The following is a 19250-nucleotide window of genomic DNA, read 5'->3' as shown; positions in this document are numbered from 1 at the left end:
TAAGAGCTACCGACTCAAGGAGGCCGCCGCGCGGCTGGCCATCACGCCCGACCCTGCATAATCACCCCGTCCTGCCTGGAGCAGTTTGACTGGCCAACAGTGGAGCAGTTTGGGGTGGCCATCGGGGTCCAGGATACGCAGATTGAGCAGCTGTCTCCCGGACAGCGCGGTGCGCTTTTGCTGATCTTCTATTTGCTGGTGGACAACGGCAAGACGCCCATCATCCTGGACCAGCCAGAAGAAAACTTGGACAACGAGACGGTGTTCCGCCTCTTGGTTCCGGTGCTAACTGAGGCCAAAAAGAAGCGCCAGATCATCATGGTCACTCATAACCCGAACCTGGCGGTGGTCTGTGACGCCGAGCAGATTATTCATGCATCGTTTGATCGAGCCTCGAACTGCAGCATCAATTACGTAGCTGGCTCATTGGAAAACCCGACGCTAAACAGCGCCGTTGTGACCGTACTCGAAGGCACCAAGCCGGCATTCAACAATCGCTCTGGGAAGTACCACTGACATGGTGTTTCTGCCGCCCCCCAATACTTCCAAGCCGAGCGCTGGTATCAGAGGACAAGATTGCCTCTCTGCCAAGCCGCGTGATGCGAGCGCACAAGTTGAAGCAGCGCATTTTTCGTCGCTGATTGAGCGTTGACTCTATGGCAACAGCACCAATTCGCCCGCTTGAACTAGACCTGCTGTGCCAAAAGCTGGACGCCGACTACGCAGCGCTCATCACCGGGACGGGCACGAGCCCGGAGTCCCGCCGCAGCAATTTCCTGTCCAAGGCGATTGCGGCGTTCGTACTGCATGAAGCCGCTGGCGCGACCTTGGAAGAGGCCGTCGCCGCGAGCATCGACGGCGGCCTGGACCACGGCATCGACTCGGTATTCGTGGCTAACGATCAAACCATCTGGCTTGTCCAGTCGAAGTACAAAGAGTCCGGCTCCGGTGAGCCCGAGCTCGGTGACGTGGCCAAGTTTCGGGATGGCGTCACCGATCTCATCCAGGGCCGCTGGGGCCGCTTCAACAACGCACTTCAGAACCGCAGCGGCGCAATAGCCAATGCATTGAACAGCGGCGTCTGCAAGGTCAAGGTGGTACTCGCCTACTCCGGTACGGCAGTCTCCGATGACCGAAGGGACATCTTTTCCGACCTGGAGCGTGCGTTCAATGGGCCGAATCCCGGATTCCTGCGCTGCCACGCTTACGGGCTCACTACCCTTCACGATCTCCACTTGGACGGCATCTCGGCCGAAGCCATAGAAGCCGATGTCGAGCTGAAGGACTTCGGGCACACCCAGACGCCGTACAGGGCGTTCTACGGCCGCATGGAGGCAAAGCGCCTTGCAGAACTGTGGGTGCAGTACGAAGACCGCCTGGTTGACCGAAACATCAGACGCTTCAAGGGAACAACCACCGTTAACGCAGGCCTGACGGAGACCCTGCAACAGGAGCCAGAGCACTTCTTCTACTTCAACAATGGCGTCACGTTCCTCTGTGAGGCCATCAATGAGCAGCATCCTCGCGACCCCCATCGGGAGTCAGGAAGGTTTCATGTACGAGGGCTGTCCATCATCAACGGTGCCCAGACCGTGGGAGCCATCGCCAAAGAGCCGATAGCCCACTATGAAGCGAATCCCGCCATGGTGATGGCGACGTTTGTGTGCCTGGACAACGCGCCTGACGGCTTTGGCGATCAGGTAACGCAGTCCCGGAACCGTCAGAACGCGGTTGACTTGGAAGACTTCGCTGCGCTGGATGAGCGGCAAGCCATGTGGCAGCAGACGCTGAAGATGGCCGGTATCGAGTACATCGTCAAGCATGGTCAGGACGATGCGCCGCCATCCCCAACCAGTTTCAGCGCCCGAGAGCTGGCTCCGTTTTTAGCCTGCGCGGTCACGACGAACGAGTGGCAGGATTACCTGGTCGCTGCAAAGTCAGACAAGAAGCGGCTCTTCGGACGAGAGGGCCTTGTGCCTGCGACCGATCCGTTACGCCAGTCCTACGAGCGACTGTTCGCAGATTCTCTGACCGCCAAGCAGATGTGGCGCATTGCCCAGATCGGCCGCACCGTCATCGGCAAGGTTAGAGATCGTGCGAGTGCCGAGGGCGATCCCCAAGGGTTGCCGGCCGGCGCGTTGCCCGCCAGAGAGGTGCTGGCCCACGGTGCGTGGATGGTGCTGCACGTGATCTTCATCCGGCTGCCACTGCACAACGGCGCCGAGTTGAATCTCAACACGGACGAGCTGACGGCGCTCTCTCGTGAGATCGACTTGGTGGCAGATCGCTTGGTCACCGTCGTTCAAGCAGTTCAGTGGAACAAGCAAGCTCGCAGCGTCTTTGAAAACAAAACGGACTGTCGATCCGTGAAAGGCCGTTTGATGGCGGCCTTGGCGCAGCAGAACCAGGGAGGAAATCAATAGTGCAAGCCAACATCAAGGGGCTGGTAGATCGCCTGGAGCTTTCCCAGGCCAAGGCCATGATGCCTCTGTACGAGGCCATCTCCAACGCTGTTGATGCCATCGAAGAGCATCAGGACGGCTTTATCAACCACTCGATCCGCATCCGGTTGATCGCCTCCAATGACCTGGCCCACCAGGGCGGAGACGGAACGCTGGTCGTGGACGGCTTCGATGTCATCGACGATGGCGTGGGCTTCAACGACAAGAACCTGGCCTCCTTCAAGGAGGCCCACACCCTTTCGAAGGTGAAACTGGGTGGCCGAGGTGTCGGCCGCTTCACCTTTCTGAAGGTGTTCTCGTCAGTCCGCATTCGCAGCGTCTTCAAACGCGAGGGCCAGGCCCTGCTGCGCGAGTTCGACTTCAGCATTGAAGATGAGCTGAAGGGCGCGGATGTCACGTCCGAGGTCACCGAGAAGTGCGGTACGCAGACCTCTCTGCGCGGCATGGACGAGAAGTTCCGCGCCGGGTGGCCCACCCAGCCCGAGACCATTGCCGAACGCGTGATCGCGCATTTCCTGATTCGGTTCGCGGCCCGCTCTTGCCCGCCGATGACGCTGGAATCACCTGGTCACGCGCCGATTGACCTGCACGCGCTGTTCCAGTCCACGGTGCTCGCCCACATTGAGGAGCAATTCTTCGATGTGTCCGGCCATACGTTCGCTTTGCAGGCCTATCGACACCGTGATGGCCGCTCGCGCCACGAGCTGAACCTGTGCGCCAACGGCCGGGAAGTCACCACCACCAAGCTGCGAGACCTGCTGCCGGAGCTGCCCGAGAAGTTTCTGGATGACGAGCAGTCGCCGTACACCCTCATCGTGCTGGTGACCGGGGAGTATCTTGACGACCATGCCAACCAGGAGCGCACGCGCATCGCGTTTCAGAGCGACGACGAGCCCGAGCTGGAGCAGACATTGGTTTCTCGCCGCGCCTTGAACCAAGGCATCACAGGCGCATTACGCCCTTTGCTCACAGGCGACCTGAAGTCAACCAACGAAGAGAAGCGCGTCCAGATCGAGAGGTTCGTCGAGCAAGCGCCGGAATACCGGGCGCTGACGCATCCTCGCTACCGCGAAATCATCGAACAGCGAATTCAACCCGGCCTGTCGGACGAGAAATTGGACGAAGCACTCTTGCATGTCAAACGGGACGTAGAAGACAGTGTCCGCAAAGACTTGCGCCACGCGGCCACCTACTTTGAGACCGAGTCGTTTGAGCAGTATGCGGAGCGTTTCCAAACACTTGCGGAGCAAGCCAACGAGCTGGGCAAGGCCGAGCTGGCGAAGTACATCACCCATCGCCGGACGATTCTTGACTTGGTGTCGCTGAGCCTCAAAAAACGACGTTCAGACAACAAATACCCGCTTGAACGGGTCTTGCACAAGATGCTCTTTCCAATGGGAGCCACTTCGAAGGACATTTTCATTGAACAGCAGAACCTGTGGGTGATTGACGAGCGGCTTTGTTATCACACGTTGCTCACCTCTGACAAGAAACTGAACTCGATTGAGGGTCTTGAAGACACCTCCGGAAAAGAGCCAGACATCTGCGCCTTCTTCTACGACACACCCATCGGAGTTCGGGAAGAAGAGGACTCCACAGGTGCGATTGTCGTTATTGAGTTCAAGCGCCCCGGTCGCGACGATTATCAGGCGGACCCCGCCCAGCAGATCATCAAGCGGTTTGTCGAGATTCAAGAGAGCAAACTTGACGATGTGGATGGAAGGCCCATCAACGCTCGCGGCATTCGATTTTTCGGCTATTTGATTGCGGATTTAACGCCTTCTCTCAAGCGAGAGATGCGCATGAACTATCACGAGTCGATTGACGGCGAAGGCTATTTCAAGACGCTCACAGGCGGCAACGGCTACGTCGAAATAATTTCCTACGACAAGCTTCTGAAGGATGCAGCACGCAGAAATCGCGTGCTTTTCGAGAAGCTTGGTCTGCACAAGAATTAAGGCAGCAAGATCATGAACAAACAAAAATTAGAACTAACCTGGATTGGCAAGGAAAAGCGACCCAAACTGGAGCCACGCATCCTGCTCGAAGACCCGGAGAAGTCTTACCACGCCAAGCATCGTGTGACCGAGAACGACATTTTTGACAACCGGCTGATCTTCGGGGACAACTTGTTGGCATTGAAGGCGCTCGAACAAGAGTTCTCGGGGCAGGTTAAGTGCGTCTATATTGATCCGCCTTACAACACGGGCGCTGCGTTCGAACACTACGATGATGCCCTTGAGCATTCGACGTGGCTCGGGCTGATGCGAGATCGCCTAGAAATGCTTCGCAGACTCCTGCGCCCAGATGGATTTATTTGCTGTCATATTGATGATTCAGAAGGGCACTACCTGAAGGTGCTGATGGATGAGGTTTTTGGCCGCTCAAACTACTTGGTTACGCTATACGTGCAAGTAAGGTACGCCGAAAAAACCTTGAAGCAGGATATGGCCTTCCATAAGCAGGTCGAGCAGATTCATGTTTATCGGAAGGATTATGGTGCTCAGCCAGTATTGACCCAAAAGGATCTGTCATTCGACAAGTTCTGTCATTACATTGAAGAGAAGGCCGCCGGAACGAGCCTAAATCTTGGCGGCAAGAAGGTGACTTTGTTCGGTGCTGGGGACTGGAGTGTCAAAAAGAAAGAGGGCAGTGCAAAAGGGCTTAAGGAAATCTGGGCAACCGGCTCTATTCTTGATGGGAACTCGTCAGGCCGCTTTTTCAGAGATTACCTTGCAGGTAGGTCTTCGATTGATGGTCTGGGGGCGCTATACAAGGTGGAGGGGATCGGTGACGATGGACACGGGCATCGTTACTTCACCGGGCCAGCGCGAGCGACGGCTACGAAGGGAAAATACTACCAAGGAGTCCCTTTAGGGAAGCTGGAGCCCGATGCTGAGGCCCAAACGCAGCCCATCGAAAACTTTTACGATTTGGCCGGCAGTTTTGGAAACTGTCGTCACGAAGGCGGCGCCGATTTCCGCTCAGGAAAGAAGCCGGAGGCTTTGCTTGAAATCGTTCTTAAGCATTTCTCTTCACCTGGCGACCTCGTCCTGGATTCTTTTGCGGGATCAGGAACCACGGGGGCGGTCGCGCACAAGATGGGACGTCGTTGGATCATGGTCGAGCTTGGAGAGCATTGCCATACGCACGTTGTTCCGAGAATTAAGAAGGTAATCGATGGCGAGGATAAAGGCGGTGTTACCGATTCGGCCGGCTGGCGAGGAGGGGGCGGCTTTCGCTACTACAAGCTTGCTTCCAGTCTGATCGTCAATGACCGGTGGGGTAACCCGGTTATCAACCCGGAGTACAACGCCGCGCAGTTAGCCGAGGCGCTCGCCAAGTTGGAAGGCTTCACATATGCCCCATCGGAGGTGCAGTGGTGGCAGCACGGGCATTCCAGCGAGCGAGACTTCATCTACGTCACGACCCAAAACCTGTCGGCTGAGCAACTGGAAGCGCTATCGGATGAAGTCGGCCGCGACCAGAGCCTGCTCGTCTGCTGTGCTGCATTCCATGGCGTCACCGCAGCAAAGGCATCCGAGCGCTGGCCGAACCTGACGCTGAAGAAGATTCCGAAGATGGTGCTGGCCCGCTGCGAGTGGGGCCACGACGACTACAGCCTCAACGTCGCCAACCTGCCAATCGCCGAGAAGACAGAGCCGGCCGAAGAGCACGGGCCTGCAACCGGCGCTGCCACACGCAAAACCAAGAAGTCCGCCGCCGCGAACGCGGGTCAAGGCGGCCTGTTCGGGGAGAACGAAGAATGAATGCACGCGTCCAGAACGCCGTCACTGGCCGACTGTCTTTGCGCCCACCGCAAGCGGAGTCCCTTGCGAAGCTCGTGCGCGCCATCGAGGCCGCGCCGGAACTGCTGGGCCACGACCAAGATGTGGCGGCCATCCTTGCCACGTTGAAGGCAGAGTTCCCGACGCTGGAAGACTTTGAACGCGACTTCCCCTCGCTGTGCTTCTCACTGGCCACTGGCGTGGGCAAGACTCGGCTGATGGGCGCGTTCATCGCCTACCTGCACCTGGCGCATGGCATCAACAACTTCTTCGTGCTGGCGCCGAACCTGACGATCTACAACAAACTGATTGCGGACTTCACGCGCAACACGCCCAAGTACGTGTTCAAGGGGATCGCGGAGTTCGCGCAGCAGCCCCCATTGATCATCACGGGCGACAACTACGACCAAACCGGTGCGGTGGTTCAGGACCAGACGATGGGCTTTGCCCACGACGTGCGCATCAACATCTTCAATATCTCCAAGATCAATTCCGAAGTGCGTGGCGGCAAGGAGCCCCGCATCAAGCGCATGCGGGAGGTGCTGGGAGACAGCTACTTCAACCACCTGGCCAGCCTGGACGACTTGGTGCTGTTGATGGACGAGTCGCACCGCTACCGGGCCAGCGCAGGGGTGCGGTCCATCAACGAATTGAAGCCCCTGTTTGGCCTTGAAGTGACGGCCACCCCGTTCGTGGAATCCACGCGCGGCCCTGTGCCCTTCAAGAACGTGGTGATGGACTACCCACTGGCGCGGGCGATGGAAGACGGCTTCGTCAAAGAGCCTGCGGCTGTGACCCAGCGCAATTTCGACGCCAAGGCGCACTCGGCAGAAGAGATCGAGAAGATCAAGCTAGAAGATGGCGTTCGCCTGCACGAGACCACCAAGGTCGAGTTGCTGACCTACGCACGAGAGAATGGCGTGAAGGTGGTCAAGCCCTTCATGCTCGTGATCGCACGGGACACCACGCATGCCTCGCAGCTGAAGATGCTGATTGAGTCATCGGCCTTCTATGAAGGGCGCTATGCGGACAAGGTAATTCAGGTGGACTCCAGCCGTACCGGGGCTGAAGAGGAGGAAATGATCTCCAAGCTCCTGTCAGTGGAGAGCGTGGACGAGCCCACCGAGATCGTCATCCACGTCAACATGCTCAAAGAGGGCTGGGACGTGACGAACCTCTACACCATCGTGCCCCTGCGTGCGGCCAACGCGCGCACGCTGATCGAGCAATCCATTGGTCGCGGCTTGCGCCTGCCCTATGGCAAGCGCACGGGTGTTGCTGCGGTGGACCGCTTGAACATCGTGGCCCACGACAAGTTCCAGGAGATCATCGACGAAGCGAACCGAGGCGACTCGCCGATCCGCCTGAAGCAGGTGATCCTGGAGGTACCGAGCGCTGACGACAAAAAGGTGAGCGTGCAAGTCAGCTCAGGCGCCATGGCGCGGCTGGGTCTTGCAGAGCCCCCGCCCGTGGCTGCCAGTGCTGTCAGCGCGGGGGCGGCACCGGCCGCCGCGCCTGCGCCCGTGTTCACCACGGAGCGCGAGCGCCAAGCCGCTCGCGTGGTGATGGATGTGATCGGCAAGTATGAGGTGAAGCGTGACCTCGTGCCGACGAGCAGCGCACTGCTCACCCCGGAGGTGCAATCGGCCATCCTGGCTGAAGTGACAGAGCGACTGAAGCCTGCCCAGGGGGAGTTGCTGGCCGAAGTGGACGAGGCCGCGCCTGCTCTTGATCTGTCGGCCGTCGTGTCCAAGACCACGGAAATCGTGGTGCAGCAAACCATCGACATTCCGCGAATAGCAGTGGTGCCCACCGGGGAGGTCACCACCGGCTTCCACCCATTCAAGCTGGGCTCACTACCCAATTTCCAGCCGGGCCAACGGGAGATCGTGGGCCAAGAGCTGCGCACGAACAACCAGTTCACCATGAGCCGTGAAGCGGGCATCAGGGAGCAGCGCTTCGAGGACTACATCGTCAAGAAGCTGATCGACTATGACGACATCGATTACTTCACCCAGGCCGAGTTGCTCTACGACCTGGCAGGTCAGGCGGTTGCCCACTACCAGGCGCAGAACTACTCGGAAATCGAGTTGCACGAAGTGTTCGACACCTACGGTGCAGAGCTCGCCCGCCTGATCCGGGCCGAGATGATGGCCCACTTCTGGGAAGAGGCCACGGACTACGAGGTGCAGGTCAGCCGAGGGTTCACGGAGCTCAAGCCGTGTAACTACACGGCGGTCGCAGGGCAGACGGCACACAACTACCGTGAAACGGTGACCGAGCTGAGCAAGATCAAGCAGATGTTGTTCGGCGGTTTCTCGCGCTGCCTCTACCCACTGCAAAAGTTTGACTCGGACACTGAGCGGCGCTTCGCGGTCATCCTGGAACGCGATGCTTTGAAGTGGTTCAAGCCCGCCAAAGGGCAGTTCCAGATTTACTACAAGCTGGGCAGTGAGCAGCCGGAATACATCCCCGACTTCGTGGCGGAGACCGACTCGATGATCCTCATGGTGGAGACCAAGAAGCGGGACGACTTGAGCTCGGACGAGGTGAAGTCAAAGGCAGCAGCTGCTGTTCGCTGGTGCTCGCACGCGTCAGCTCACGCGGCCACGGTAGGCAGCAAACCGTGGCGCTACCTTTTGGTGCCGCACGATGAGATCAAGGAATCAGATCGCCTGACGGCCTTCCTGCGGTTCGAGTTGAAGGCTTGAGGGAGATGCAGAACCAACCAGCAGGCGCCGCGAAATAAAGAACCCCTCAGCGGCGCACTCGCTCGAAAACGAGAACACCGAGAGGGGCCGTGTTGCATGCGATTGTGAGGGGCCGACAGCGCAGGGTCAATACAGGCCGTGATGCGGTGGCGCCGTGAATCGGCATCGCAATCGTCCAAACAATTGCTTTGACGCATCGGGATGACGAAGGGAGAAAAATGACAGAACAGACCAGCAACCAATCGTCCGGTACAACGTGGTTCGTCGGAGCCAGCTTCGGTCACACCGATGACCAGAGCGCCCGCTTCCTCGAAGAAGGCATCTGGGAGATCAGCAGCCCCAGCCAGAAGGAGCAGGCGCTCGTTCGGTCCATGCGGCCCGGTGAGCGCATTGCCATCAAGGCCGCGTATGTGCGCAAGCACGGTCTGCCGTTCGACAACCGTCAGCAGACGGTGTCTGTCATGGGCATCAAGGCTATCGGCGTCATCACCGAGAACCCACAGGACGGTGAGCGCGTCAAAGTGCAGTGGCAGCCCGCCGATGGCGTGCGCGAGTGGTATTTCTACACCTACCGCCCCACCATCTGGCGCGTTGTGCCCGGCGAATGGAATGCGGATGCGCTGATCGAGTTTGCATTCAACGGCAAGCCCCAAGACATCGAGCGATTCCGCAACGCGCCGTACTGGAAGGACCGCTTCGGCACCCTGTTCCAGTGGGCGGACTTCTACGAGGCCATCGCCGAGAAGCTGCTGGCCTACGCAAGCAACCGAGCACCGCTCATTCAGGGCATCCACCAGATTGCTCAGCGTGTGCAGGGCCTGGGCTATTTGCAGGACAAATTCCCAGATGGAAGCGGCGGCCCACTGCAGGACATCTGCCCGTTCACAGTAATGGGCACGTTCAACCGAGGCATGACGGACGCCAACCGCAAGCTGATTGCTGCAGAGCTTGCGAAGCTGCTCGGCGTCACCGTGCCTGTGCCCGCGACGTTCGAAGGCATCCCCGTGCTCAACAACCAGCGCTCCTGGTTCTTCCGCTACGCGGACAAGCGCGGGGCGGGAGACATTGATGCCCTTTGGCGCGTCTTTGCCGCAGCGCAAGCGCTGGTTGAAGACGACGGGCCGGGCAGCCGCGACGAGTTCATCGAGGCCTATGACGCCGCAACCCAGGTCTGGGGTGTGGCGTGGAATCTGTCCACTGGCTTGTATTGGGCTGCCCCCTGGGAGTTTCCGACGCTGGATAGCCAGTCGCGGCACTACATCCAGAAGCGCCTGGGCGTTCCGATCACCACCCCAGCGCCGCAAGCACCATGTGATGCGGCCACGTATTTGCAACTTGCCGACGACCTGCGTACGCGGTTCGCGGAGGAAGACTACCCGGTGCACAGCTTCCCGGAGTTGTCGCTGGCATCGTGGCAGTTCAAGGATGCGACGCCTGTGCTTCAGGACGACGAAGTCACGCCGGGCATGCCAGACGATGACTCAGGCGATGAGCTTGCAGCCGAAGTCGTCCAGTCTCCGGCCCCCATTGTTCCCTACTCTCTCGCCAACATCACGCGTGACGGCTGCTTCCTGTCGGAGCCAGAGCTTGAGCAGCTACTGGACCGGCTGCGCACCAAGAAGAATCTGATCCTGCAAGGGCCACCCGGCACCGGCAAGACATGGCTGGCCAAGCGATTGGCCTTTGCCTTGATGGGGCAAAAGGACGAGAGCAAGGTCAGAGCCGTCCAGTTCCACCCGAATCTTTCGTACGAGGACTTCGTGCGCGGCTGGCGGCCTACTGGTGAAGGCAAGCTGACGCTTGCCGATGGCGTCTTCATGGAGGCGATCAAGGCTGCGAAGAAGGAGCCCGCAGCCAAGTTCGTCGTCGTCATCGAGGAGATCAACCGAGGCAATCCGGCCCAGGTGTTCGGTGAATTGCTGACGCTGCTGGAGGCAGGCAAGCGCACCCCCAGCGAGGCGTTGGAGCTGTGCTACCCGGATGCTGACGGCGTACGGCGGCCGGTCCACATCCCCGAGAACCTTCATGTCATCGGCACCATGAACATCGCGGATCGGTCTTTGGCGCTGGTCGATCTGGCGTTGCGGCGCCGCTTTGCGTTTGTAAGCCTTGAGCCGCGCCTCGGCCCAGCATGGCGGAGCTGGGTGGTTTCAGCCTGCGGTGTGGATGAAGCACTGGCGTCAGACATTGAGCGACGCATGGCCGAGCTGAACGAGCTGATTGCAGCGGATGCACGCTTGGGCAAGCAGTTCCGAATCGGTCACAGCTATGTCACGCCCGTGCATCGGCTGGATGCGGGCAGCACCCGGCGATGGTTCCAGCAAGTCGTGGACACCGAAATCGGCCCCCTGCTGGAAGAGTACTGGTTTGACTCCCCTGAGGAGGCGCGTCAGGCCACCGCACGGTTGCTGCAGGGCTGGTGATGGGTCTGATCGCGCCACCGATTTCCGCCGAATCTGGGTTCGCGCCCGGATTCGTGGGGCGCATTCCTGTCCGGAACCTGTGGCTGTTGATGCTGTATGCGTCGGACCTGTTTCGGACTGGCGGCACCGCCCATGTGGCGGTCGAAGAAAGTCCAGATGAGTTGCCCGATCTGGTGGCAGAAATTTTGGCCCATGCCGTTGAGACTCGGCTGCATCGTCAGCTGAGCCTGGGCTACCGATCTCGGGAAGATTGGCTCAGCCGCGTTCGCGGGCGCATCGATGTGCTGACCACTGAGCGGCGCCAGTTGCTGGATCGCGGCTTGGTGGCCTGCCGCTTTGCGGAGCTCACCATCGACACGCCACGGAATCGTTTCGTCCGCGCTGCATTGGAGTCCGTCGCCCGCTTGGTCAAGAAGCCAGTTGTCGCCCATCGGTGCCGATCTCTTGCTGCTGCGATGTGGTCCCGAGGCGTCGCAGGCCAGCCGCCGACCCACGCCCAGATGAGCGGTGATCGATTCGGACGCCATGATGCGGACGACCAGTTCATGGTGGCAGCAGCCAAGCTTGCCTATGACCTGGCGCTACCCACGGAATCCGCAGGCGGCAACGTGCTGGCGATGCCTGGCCGGGAGGAGGCTTGGGTTCGTCGTCTGTTTGAGCGCGCCGTTGGCGGCTTGTATGCCGTGGTGCTCAGTCCACTCGGGTGGCATGTTCGTTGCGGCGCCACGCTGCAGTGGCAAATCTCGTCCAAGACGGAAGGTATTGATGACATCTTGCCTGCCATGCGGACCGACGTGGTGCTCGACCATGGTGGCTCGGGGCGACGTATCGTCATCGACACCAAGTTCACCTCCATCGTCACGGCAGGGTGGTATCGAGAGCAAAGCCTGCGCAGCGGCTACATCTACCAGATGTACGCCTATCTGCGGTCACAGGTCGGCTGTGGCGATGCACTGGCAGACTCGGCAAGCGGCCTGTTGTTGCACCCCGCTGTTGGAACGATGGTCGATGAGACAGTCGTCATCCAGGGTCATCCGCTCCGCTTTGTGACCGTAGACCTGGCAGCCAAGCCTGCCGACATTCGTGCGCAGTTGCTGCGGTGCTTCGAGGTGTCATGCTGATGCGATCGTGGTCGAACCTGGCCCTCGGTTGCCACACTGTTGGCCGACATGACGCCACACTGTGCGGCGGGGTGTCAGCACATTGTTGTCACATTCATCAGAGGCCTCTTCGCACAGACTTCGCACATTGCACCCACCTGTTTCGCACACAGAAGGCAGCGTTCTTCGCGCATAGGCTGGCACCGTCTTTCGCACATTCATGCTGGACGCACGGTCGCAAGCAGGCTGTCCCCACCGCGTTCGGCACATTCTTTGAGCTCGCATCTTCGAGCTCAAAGAATGTGGCCGCTGAGCACAAAACCGGCAGGTTTGGCGGGAAGCGGCTGATGGGGACAACGCGAGCTCAAGCTGCGTCCAGCATGGCGTGCCAGCTGAGAACCCGTTGCGGCCATGGGCCGAGATGCCGCCAGGTGCGGCGGTGGGCAGCAGCATGCAGCATGGACTCGAACTGAAATGGCCAACCCTCGCTCACTTATTTACGGGCTGTACACCCACTGGGACACCGTCGAAGTCTTGGTGCGGCTGTCGCGCGAGTTTGCGGTGCTGACCAGTGATCAAGTGCTGGGCTGTATCGCGAAAGTGTCCCCGCAGCTAGACGCCGAGGCGCAGGGCGGGGCGCTACGCGCCATGGTGAATGCGGACATCCTGCAACCGTGTGCCCGTAGCAGCGACCTACAGCTCAATGCTTACGTGCTGGATTTCGTGCGTGGGCTCACACGTGAACATGAACTGGGCTTGGCCGCTGTGCTGCAAGCGCGCGTTGCCGCCATCCGCGAGGCTACCGAGGCGCTCAACGAGGGAATGCAAGGTGCCGACATGGATCGGGTGCGGGGAGCCGCTAACAAGCTCGCTGAACTGTTTCGCCAGATCAGCCTGCAACTGGACCAAGACCGCCACGCGCTGCTGGAACTCGCTGAAGACGCAAAGAGCGCCGACGCCAGCATGCCCATCGCCCAGCGCTACCGGCATGTGCTGGAGGCTTACGACCAGTACGTCGAGCCGATGAACCAGATGATGGACACCGGCCCGCAAGGCACGTTCTACCGTTACCTTGAAGATGCCGAACGCTCACTGGATCTGGCCTTTGAGCAGCTGTCGGTTCAAGGCGGGCTGTACTCGCATCGCCTGCAGCTCAGGCAGGTAGCGCACCAGGCCAAGGAGCTGCGGCGCTTTGGCCGCCTGATCGCTCAACAGTGTGCCGACACGGTGTTGCCACTGCGCGAGGAGATGCGTCAACACAACGCACTGACCAGTGCGGTCAGCATGCTACTGGGGCAGGTGCGAAAACGGGGCCTGCGCCGAGCGTTGTCGTGCCCCACGGGCGACACGGCACTGCCCGTCTGGCGCAATGAGCGCGGTTTCCGCTTGCAACTGGGTGATGAGGTGCGCGCGGTCATGGCCGCTGCACGGCAGTACCAGCCGCAGTCGGTGACCTTCCCACAAGACGAGCCCGACAACACCCCGTCGCTGCTGGAGCACGTGGACGAGTCGGCCATTCGGGCACACCTGCAACGTAGCCTGCCGGTGGAGAGCCTGCTCGACTGGCTCAACACCCACCACGGCCATCTGCAGGACGCCACCCTGCTGCGGCTCTTTCACGAGCTGCAGCACGACAGCGCATGGCTCGTCGAAGCCTGCGAGCAGCCAGAGAAGACCACGCTGCAGACCATCCGCATCCTGCATCACCCCCATCGAGTGAGTTTCCGGGAATGACAACGCCTCATCTTCTGACGACCCCGCTGGCACAGATGCCCGCGCTGGCAGAGCTGTTCCGGCTTTTCCTGTCAGGCAAGCACCTGAACCGGATGGCCGAGCCGGCTCTGTGGGCGGAGCTGGAAAAGCACGAGCCCAGCTACGTCGGCCTGTTTGCGGCCCTGGGCTTCGAGCTGCGCCTGGATGCCCGTGGCTTTGCCTGGTTCCACAGTACGGACGCCAACAGCAACATCGGCAAGGTCAGCCGCCAACTCGCCCTGCTGTTCATGGTGATCTTCGACGAACAAGCCAATGCGGGCAAAGCGCTGCAACGCTTCACCGACTGGTTCATCGACAGGGAGTGGCTGGCCGAGGTGTACGAGCAGCAGAAAGACCTGCTGGATGCCGAAGGACTGTCGCCTGACGGGCTGATCGACCTGCTGGGGCGGGCCAGCACCTTGGGATTTGCAGTCGCTGAACCAGCGGGTTGGCGACTTCTGCCCGCTGTGTGCCGCTATCTGGATCATTTCGAGGGTCTGGCTGCAACTTCCCGAGAAGATGACAACGAACCCGACGTGGGCACTGAGGACAACGCTGACGACGTGCTGAGTGACGAGGAGATCGACTGATGCAACACGGCTTCCAACGTCTGGTCTTGCTGGGCAGCGCGGGCTACTCCCGCGCAGAACTCCCCTTGGATGGCGCGGTCTCCCTCGTGGCACCTAACAACACCGGCAAAACCAGCCTGATCAATGCGCTGCAGTTCCTGCTGATCATTGACCGGCGCCGCATGGACTTTGGCGCCCACGACGTGGAGAAGAGCCGACGGTTCTACTTCCCGAACAACAGTGCCTATGTGCTGCTGGAGGTGTCACTGCCGGAGTCGGGCACCATGGTGCTGGGGTGCGTCGGCAAGGGCGTGAGCTTCGAGTACGAGTACTTCGCCTACGCCGGCCCACTCAAGGTCGAAGAGTTCTGCCTGCCAGATGGCACGCTGGTGGCGCAGCCAAAGCTAGCCAGCCATCTGGCCACCCATGGCCGCCGCGTGTTCAGCTTCAGCGGCAGCGAATTCGCCGACATGGTGTACGGCGGCCGAAACCGCAAGCTGACTGGCTCGCAAGACTTCTGTGTGTTCCGCCTTGAGCACGCCAGCGATGCCAGCATCTTTCAGCGCGTGCTCACCCGAACACTGCGTTTGGACAAGCTGCGCTCCAGCGAGGTGAAGGACTACCTGCTGCAAATCTTCCGGCGCGACTTGCCCGACGCCAGCATCGACTTCAAGGCAGAGTGGGACAAGGCCTTCGCCGACCTCAACGCCGAGCGCGGTCAGTACCTGGCCGCCGAACGCCTGAAAGGCACCCTTGCTGAACTGGAGCGCAAGCACGACGCACGGCTGGCATTGCGAGGCAAGCTGCTGTGCTGGCGGCCCATGATCGACGAGGCGTTGGGCCAGTGGCAGCAGCACTTCGAATCTCGCCAGCAAGCCCTGCAGCATGAGCTTCAGCAGTGCGATGGTGAGCTGGACCGCTTGCGAGAGCAGGACCGTCAGTCCGTGCGTGAGCAGAGCCAGTGGGAGCAGGAGCAGAAGCAACTTCGCCAGGAGAGCCAACAGTTGCAGGCGCTGCAGCAGCGATTCGCTTTGGTGGAAAGCCGTGCGATGCTGGAGGCGTGCCGCCGCGACGTGCAGGACCAGCGCGATGCTCTGGTGATCCGCTTGGGCCAGGCGCAAAGCCGGCCTCCGGCATCCATCGAACGCGAGCTCGCCCGCGTGGACAGGGAGCTGGCACAGCTGACGCAGGAGATGCGCACCCAAGGCCACAACCTTTACCAGCAGCTGTCGAGCGTGTTGCCGCCCGCTCAACTGGAGGCACTGAACAGGGTGCTGGCCAAGCCTGTGTTCACCCTGGGCGCCGAGGACTTTCAGCTGGATGGTCATGCCCTTTTGGAAGCCTTGGGCAACGCCAATGATGCGCATATCCGCCTGCCAGGCCTTCAGCTGCGCATCGCCGACCTTCCCGAACAGCATCAACAGCGTAGCTTGGCGGAGCTGGGCGAGTTGCAGCGGGACTTGCAGCAACAACAGACACAGCTGGAGGAGCAACTGGCGACGGCGCAAGCGTTGGAAAGCGTCCAGCGTGAGCGGGATGCGCTGGAACAGCAACTGGTGCAGCTGGATGCCGAGTTGCGTGACTACACCCAAATGCAGACCTTGCAGGGCAGCGATGCTGAGCGCCAGACACGGCTTGTGGCACTCGATCAGAAGCTCGCCGAGCTGACCACCAGCCTGGCGCAATCGGCCGCTCGCTACCGGGCGCTGGATCAGCAGCGCCAACAGCGGCAGCAGGATTTGGAAACCCTGAAACAGCAGCACCGCCAGATCGAGCAGCGCCGCAACCAGCGCATCGATCACGAAGGTCCGTTCACGTGGCTGGCCGACTTGCCTCATCAGCCCTGGCTGGCGCAACCCGAGTTTGCGCTGGACCAGCTGGCCGAGCGCCTGCAGACCTACCAGTCCGACTGCCGGCAACTGCTGGAGCTGGACGACCTGACTCGCCGACTGCTGGGTGAGATCCACGCAGGTGGGCTGACCAAGTACCAGTTTGTTGGCGATCCTGAGGACGAGATCACCCGCCTGGTGGAGTTCGCCCATCACCTACCTCAGGAAGCCGAGGCGCTGGAGAAGAAGGTGCGGTCGGCAGTGGTGAACGTGGCGGCTTGCCTGCGCGAGTTGCGCGATGGCCTGGCCGCTTTCAAGCGCCGGATGCGCGAGTTCAATCGCAAGATCAGCGGGCGCCAGCTTTCCGACTTGGCAGTGTTCAAGATCGAGCCCGAAGACGAAAGCGCGCTGGTCGAAGCCATCGAGCTACTTATCAGCACTGCGGCCACGGTGGGCAATAGCGAGACTTTTGAACTCTTCAACCAGCAGAGCGTGCTCGACGATGATCAGCTCAATCGAGCCAAGACCTTGCTCATCGAAGAAGGCAACGCTCGCCACGGCTTGCGCGTGGCCGATCTGTTCCGCCTGCGCTTCTGGGTGGGCAAGGCAGGTCGCGAGCCGGAAGCCTTCGACGATCTCGACAGCGCCGCCTCGAACGGCACAGTGCTGATGGCCAAGCTGGTGACGGGGCTGGCGATGCTGCACCTGATGCAGGATCAACGGCGGCCGATTCAAGGCATCTGCTACCTGGACGAAGCTCTGGCCCTTGATGCGCGCAACCAGCGCAGTCTGATCGAGACCGCTGCCGAGTTCGGCTTTTCGCTGATCTTCGCTTCCCCCGCGCCACTGACCACCGTGCGCTACTGCGTGCCCATTCATCACCGGCAGGGCAGCAACCAGATCAGCCGCTTTAGCTGGCAGATCATCGAACCGGTGGAGGCCTGATGACGGATCAGGCCCTGCGCGCAGCGCTGCTCAAATTACATAGCAAGGGCTCAGTGCCTGCCAGCCAGTTCACCCCTGCGCAGCGCAACGCCCTGGATCGCTTTGCTCGGCAAACGGGTGCCGTCAGTTGTCAACGTCAGGGGCGAGGAGACGTGTACGGTATCTGCGATCAGGCTGTGTTTGAGACCCATGTGGTTGAGCTATCTCCTCAGGTTGAGCCCTCGGTCGCAGAGCAACTGCCGCTGCGTGCACAGCACGTGGCCCATGCCCGCAACAGCAAGGCCCGTCAGCATCAACACGACAGCTACTATCCTCTGCTAAAGGCGGTCGGCGATGCGGTGAGCTGGTTTGAGGGAGAACATGGCGCCGAGCTGGCACTGAGCGCGTTCACCCGCAATTTGGGCGCGGCTACGCTGCGCATTCAGCCCGACGATGCCTGGCACACCGATCAAGCCCTCTGGCTGGTCGAGAACCAGGCCCTGTTTGACCGCACGGACTGGCTGCCAGCAGGCACACATGCCACTTTGCTGTACTACGGCGGGCAGCTCGACGGCAGGCTGCTGTCGTGGCTAGGTCAGCGCCCCCGTGCCAGCCGCATCATCCTGTTCCCGGATTACGACGGCGTGGGCCTGGCCAATTTCGCACGGCTGTACGAGGTGCTAGGGGACGCTTGCGAGTGCTGGCTGATGCCGCAGTGGGAAAGCAAGCTCGCACGCTATGGCAGCAACCGGCTATGGCGAGACACCTTGCGCTACTTCATCGGCGCCGTGGATCATCTTCCCGACTACATGCGTGATCTTATCGAGCAGATGCAGCGCTCTGGTTTGGCATTGGAGCAGGAAGCGGTCTGGCTGCCCACGCCTTAGTTTCGTTCGTCCAGCAGTTCAGCCAGGTTTAGCTTTGCCCGAAGGGGCCAAGTCGTCTTCGTCGAGCCGCATCGTCTCGATCTTCAACGCCAATTGGGTGGGGCTCAACCCCCTGCGCATTGCATTGCGCAAGCTCGCCTCCAAGATGCGCCAGCCCAATGTGTCGCCGCTCGTGAGCACAAAGTCCTGCCCAGGGGGAGCCCCGAGGCGTTGCATGAAGCCATGGGCGAGTTCGCCAGTGGGAATGTCCTGCCCTCCCTGCTCGGCAAGGCTTAAGAGCGCAGATGCTGTCGCTTGCGGGTCGTGCGTGGGGATGACCGCCAGCGCGACTGGCAGCACGATCATTCGGTCGGGACTGACCATCGCGGCCAAATCGTCCTGCGTCGTAGGCCCCGGCGTGAGCGACATCCGAATCCAAGCCTCTCCCCACTGCAGAAATCTGGTGTGGGACACCCCAGGATGCTCGTCGAGGAACAAACACCGGGGCGCTATCGGTTCAAGCAGCAGGCTGAACACAGTGCGCAAGTGCTGCCAGTCACCTTGGTCGGACCAGGTGTGCACCATGTCGGAGCGAAGCTGACCACCTTGCACGCCCAGGTGGTACAGCAACGCCGTCACGCGCGCCGCAGAGATCACCTGGGGCTTGCCCTTCAGCCAGGCAGACAGGTTTGCTGCACGGATGCCGGTGGCGTCAAACACCGCAGCCAACGTGAGGCAGCGCAGGCGCAACAGCGCACCGGCCAATATGGGGAGTTGGTCACTGCTCAATGTGGACATGGCTGGCCCTAGGGTACATCACAGTAAA

The 19250-nt window shown here is 60.6% G+C and carries 11 protein-coding genes and 1 pseudogene; 11 read left to right on the top strand and 1 reads right to left on the bottom strand.

Translation table 11 applies throughout. The annotated features are described in order from the left end of the window. Positions 1-129: 129 nt before the first annotated feature. The 11 genes and pseudogenes from QZ709_RS15360 to QZ709_RS15310 all read left to right on the top strand — a co-directional run. Positions 130-516 (top strand): annotated as a pseudogene (locus tag QZ709_RS15360) (AAA family ATPase); the annotation flags it as partial. A 140-nt stretch (positions 517-656) separates the two neighbouring features. Then, positions 657-2423 carry an AIPR family protein gene (locus QZ709_RS15355; RefSeq protein WP_294638267.1) on the top strand — a complete coding sequence of 589 codons (1767 nt, stop codon included), beginning with the start codon at positions 657-659 and terminating at the stop codon, positions 2421-2423. Next, entirely contained in the window at positions 2423-4420 is a 1998-nt protein-coding gene (locus QZ709_RS15350; RefSeq protein WP_294638266.1) for an ATP-binding protein, read from the top strand. Before QZ709_RS15355 ends, QZ709_RS15350 begins: the two co-directional genes overlap by 1 nt. Positions 4421-4432: 12 nt before the next feature. Further along, positions 4433-6232, top strand: a complete 1800-nt coding sequence (locus tag QZ709_RS15345) for a site-specific DNA-methyltransferase (protein WP_294638263.1) — start codon at positions 4433-4435, stop codon at positions 6230-6232. Beyond that, positions 6229-8961, top strand: a complete 2733-nt coding sequence (locus tag QZ709_RS15340) for a DEAD/DEAH box helicase family protein (RefSeq protein WP_294638262.1) — start codon at positions 6229-6231, stop codon at positions 8959-8961. Before QZ709_RS15345 ends, QZ709_RS15340 begins: the two co-directional genes overlap by 4 nt. 188 nt (positions 8962-9149) lie before the next feature. After that, the gene (locus tag QZ709_RS15335; protein WP_294638260.1) at positions 9150-11384 is read left to right on the top strand and encodes an AAA family ATPase; all 2235 of its coding nucleotides are present in this window, start codon (positions 9150-9152) and stop codon (positions 11382-11384) included. After that, positions 11384-12505: a 5-methylcytosine-specific restriction endonuclease system specificity protein McrC gene (mcrC, locus tag QZ709_RS15330; protein WP_294638257.1), complete on the top strand. Its 1122-nt coding sequence runs from the start codon at positions 11384-11386 to the stop codon at positions 12503-12505. Before QZ709_RS15335 ends, mcrC begins: the two co-directional genes overlap by 1 nt. Positions 12506-12958: 453 nt before the next feature. Then, the gene (locus tag QZ709_RS15325) at positions 12959-14218 is read left to right on the top strand and encodes a hypothetical protein (protein ID WP_284465229.1); all 1260 of its coding nucleotides are present in this window, start codon (positions 12959-12961) and stop codon (positions 14216-14218) included. Then, complete coding sequence (locus tag QZ709_RS15320; RefSeq protein ID WP_294638256.1) at positions 14215-14826, top strand: hypothetical protein; 612 nt, start codon at positions 14215-14217, stop codon at positions 14824-14826. The genes QZ709_RS15325 and QZ709_RS15320 overlap by 4 nt, the downstream gene beginning before the upstream one ends. Then, positions 14826-17579, top strand: coding sequence for a hypothetical protein (locus QZ709_RS15315; RefSeq protein WP_284465231.1), 2754 nt, complete (start codon positions 14826-14828; stop codon positions 17577-17579). Before QZ709_RS15320 ends, QZ709_RS15315 begins: the two co-directional genes overlap by 1 nt. Next, positions 17579-18445 (top strand): hypothetical protein, encoded by an 867-nt coding sequence (locus QZ709_RS15310; protein ID WP_284465232.1) that lies wholly within the window; start codon positions 17579-17581, stop codon positions 18443-18445. Before QZ709_RS15315 ends, QZ709_RS15310 begins: the two co-directional genes overlap by 1 nt. An 18-nt stretch (positions 18446-18463) precedes the next feature. Here QZ709_RS15310 and QZ709_RS15305 read toward each other — a convergent pair whose 3' ends face one another. After that, positions 18464-19222 (bottom strand): helix-turn-helix transcriptional regulator, encoded by a 759-nt coding sequence (locus tag QZ709_RS15305; RefSeq protein ID WP_284465233.1) that lies wholly within the window; start codon positions 19220-19222, stop codon positions 18464-18466. Positions 19223-19250 lie beyond the last annotated feature (28 nt).

This window comes from uncultured Aquabacterium sp. (genome assembly GCF_913773725.1).
Taxonomy (GTDB): domain Bacteria; phylum Pseudomonadota; class Gammaproteobacteria; order Burkholderiales; family Burkholderiaceae_C; genus Aquabacterium.
Note: the sequence above shows the minus strand (reverse complement) of the source record. Positions and strands in the feature narration are given on the sequence as shown.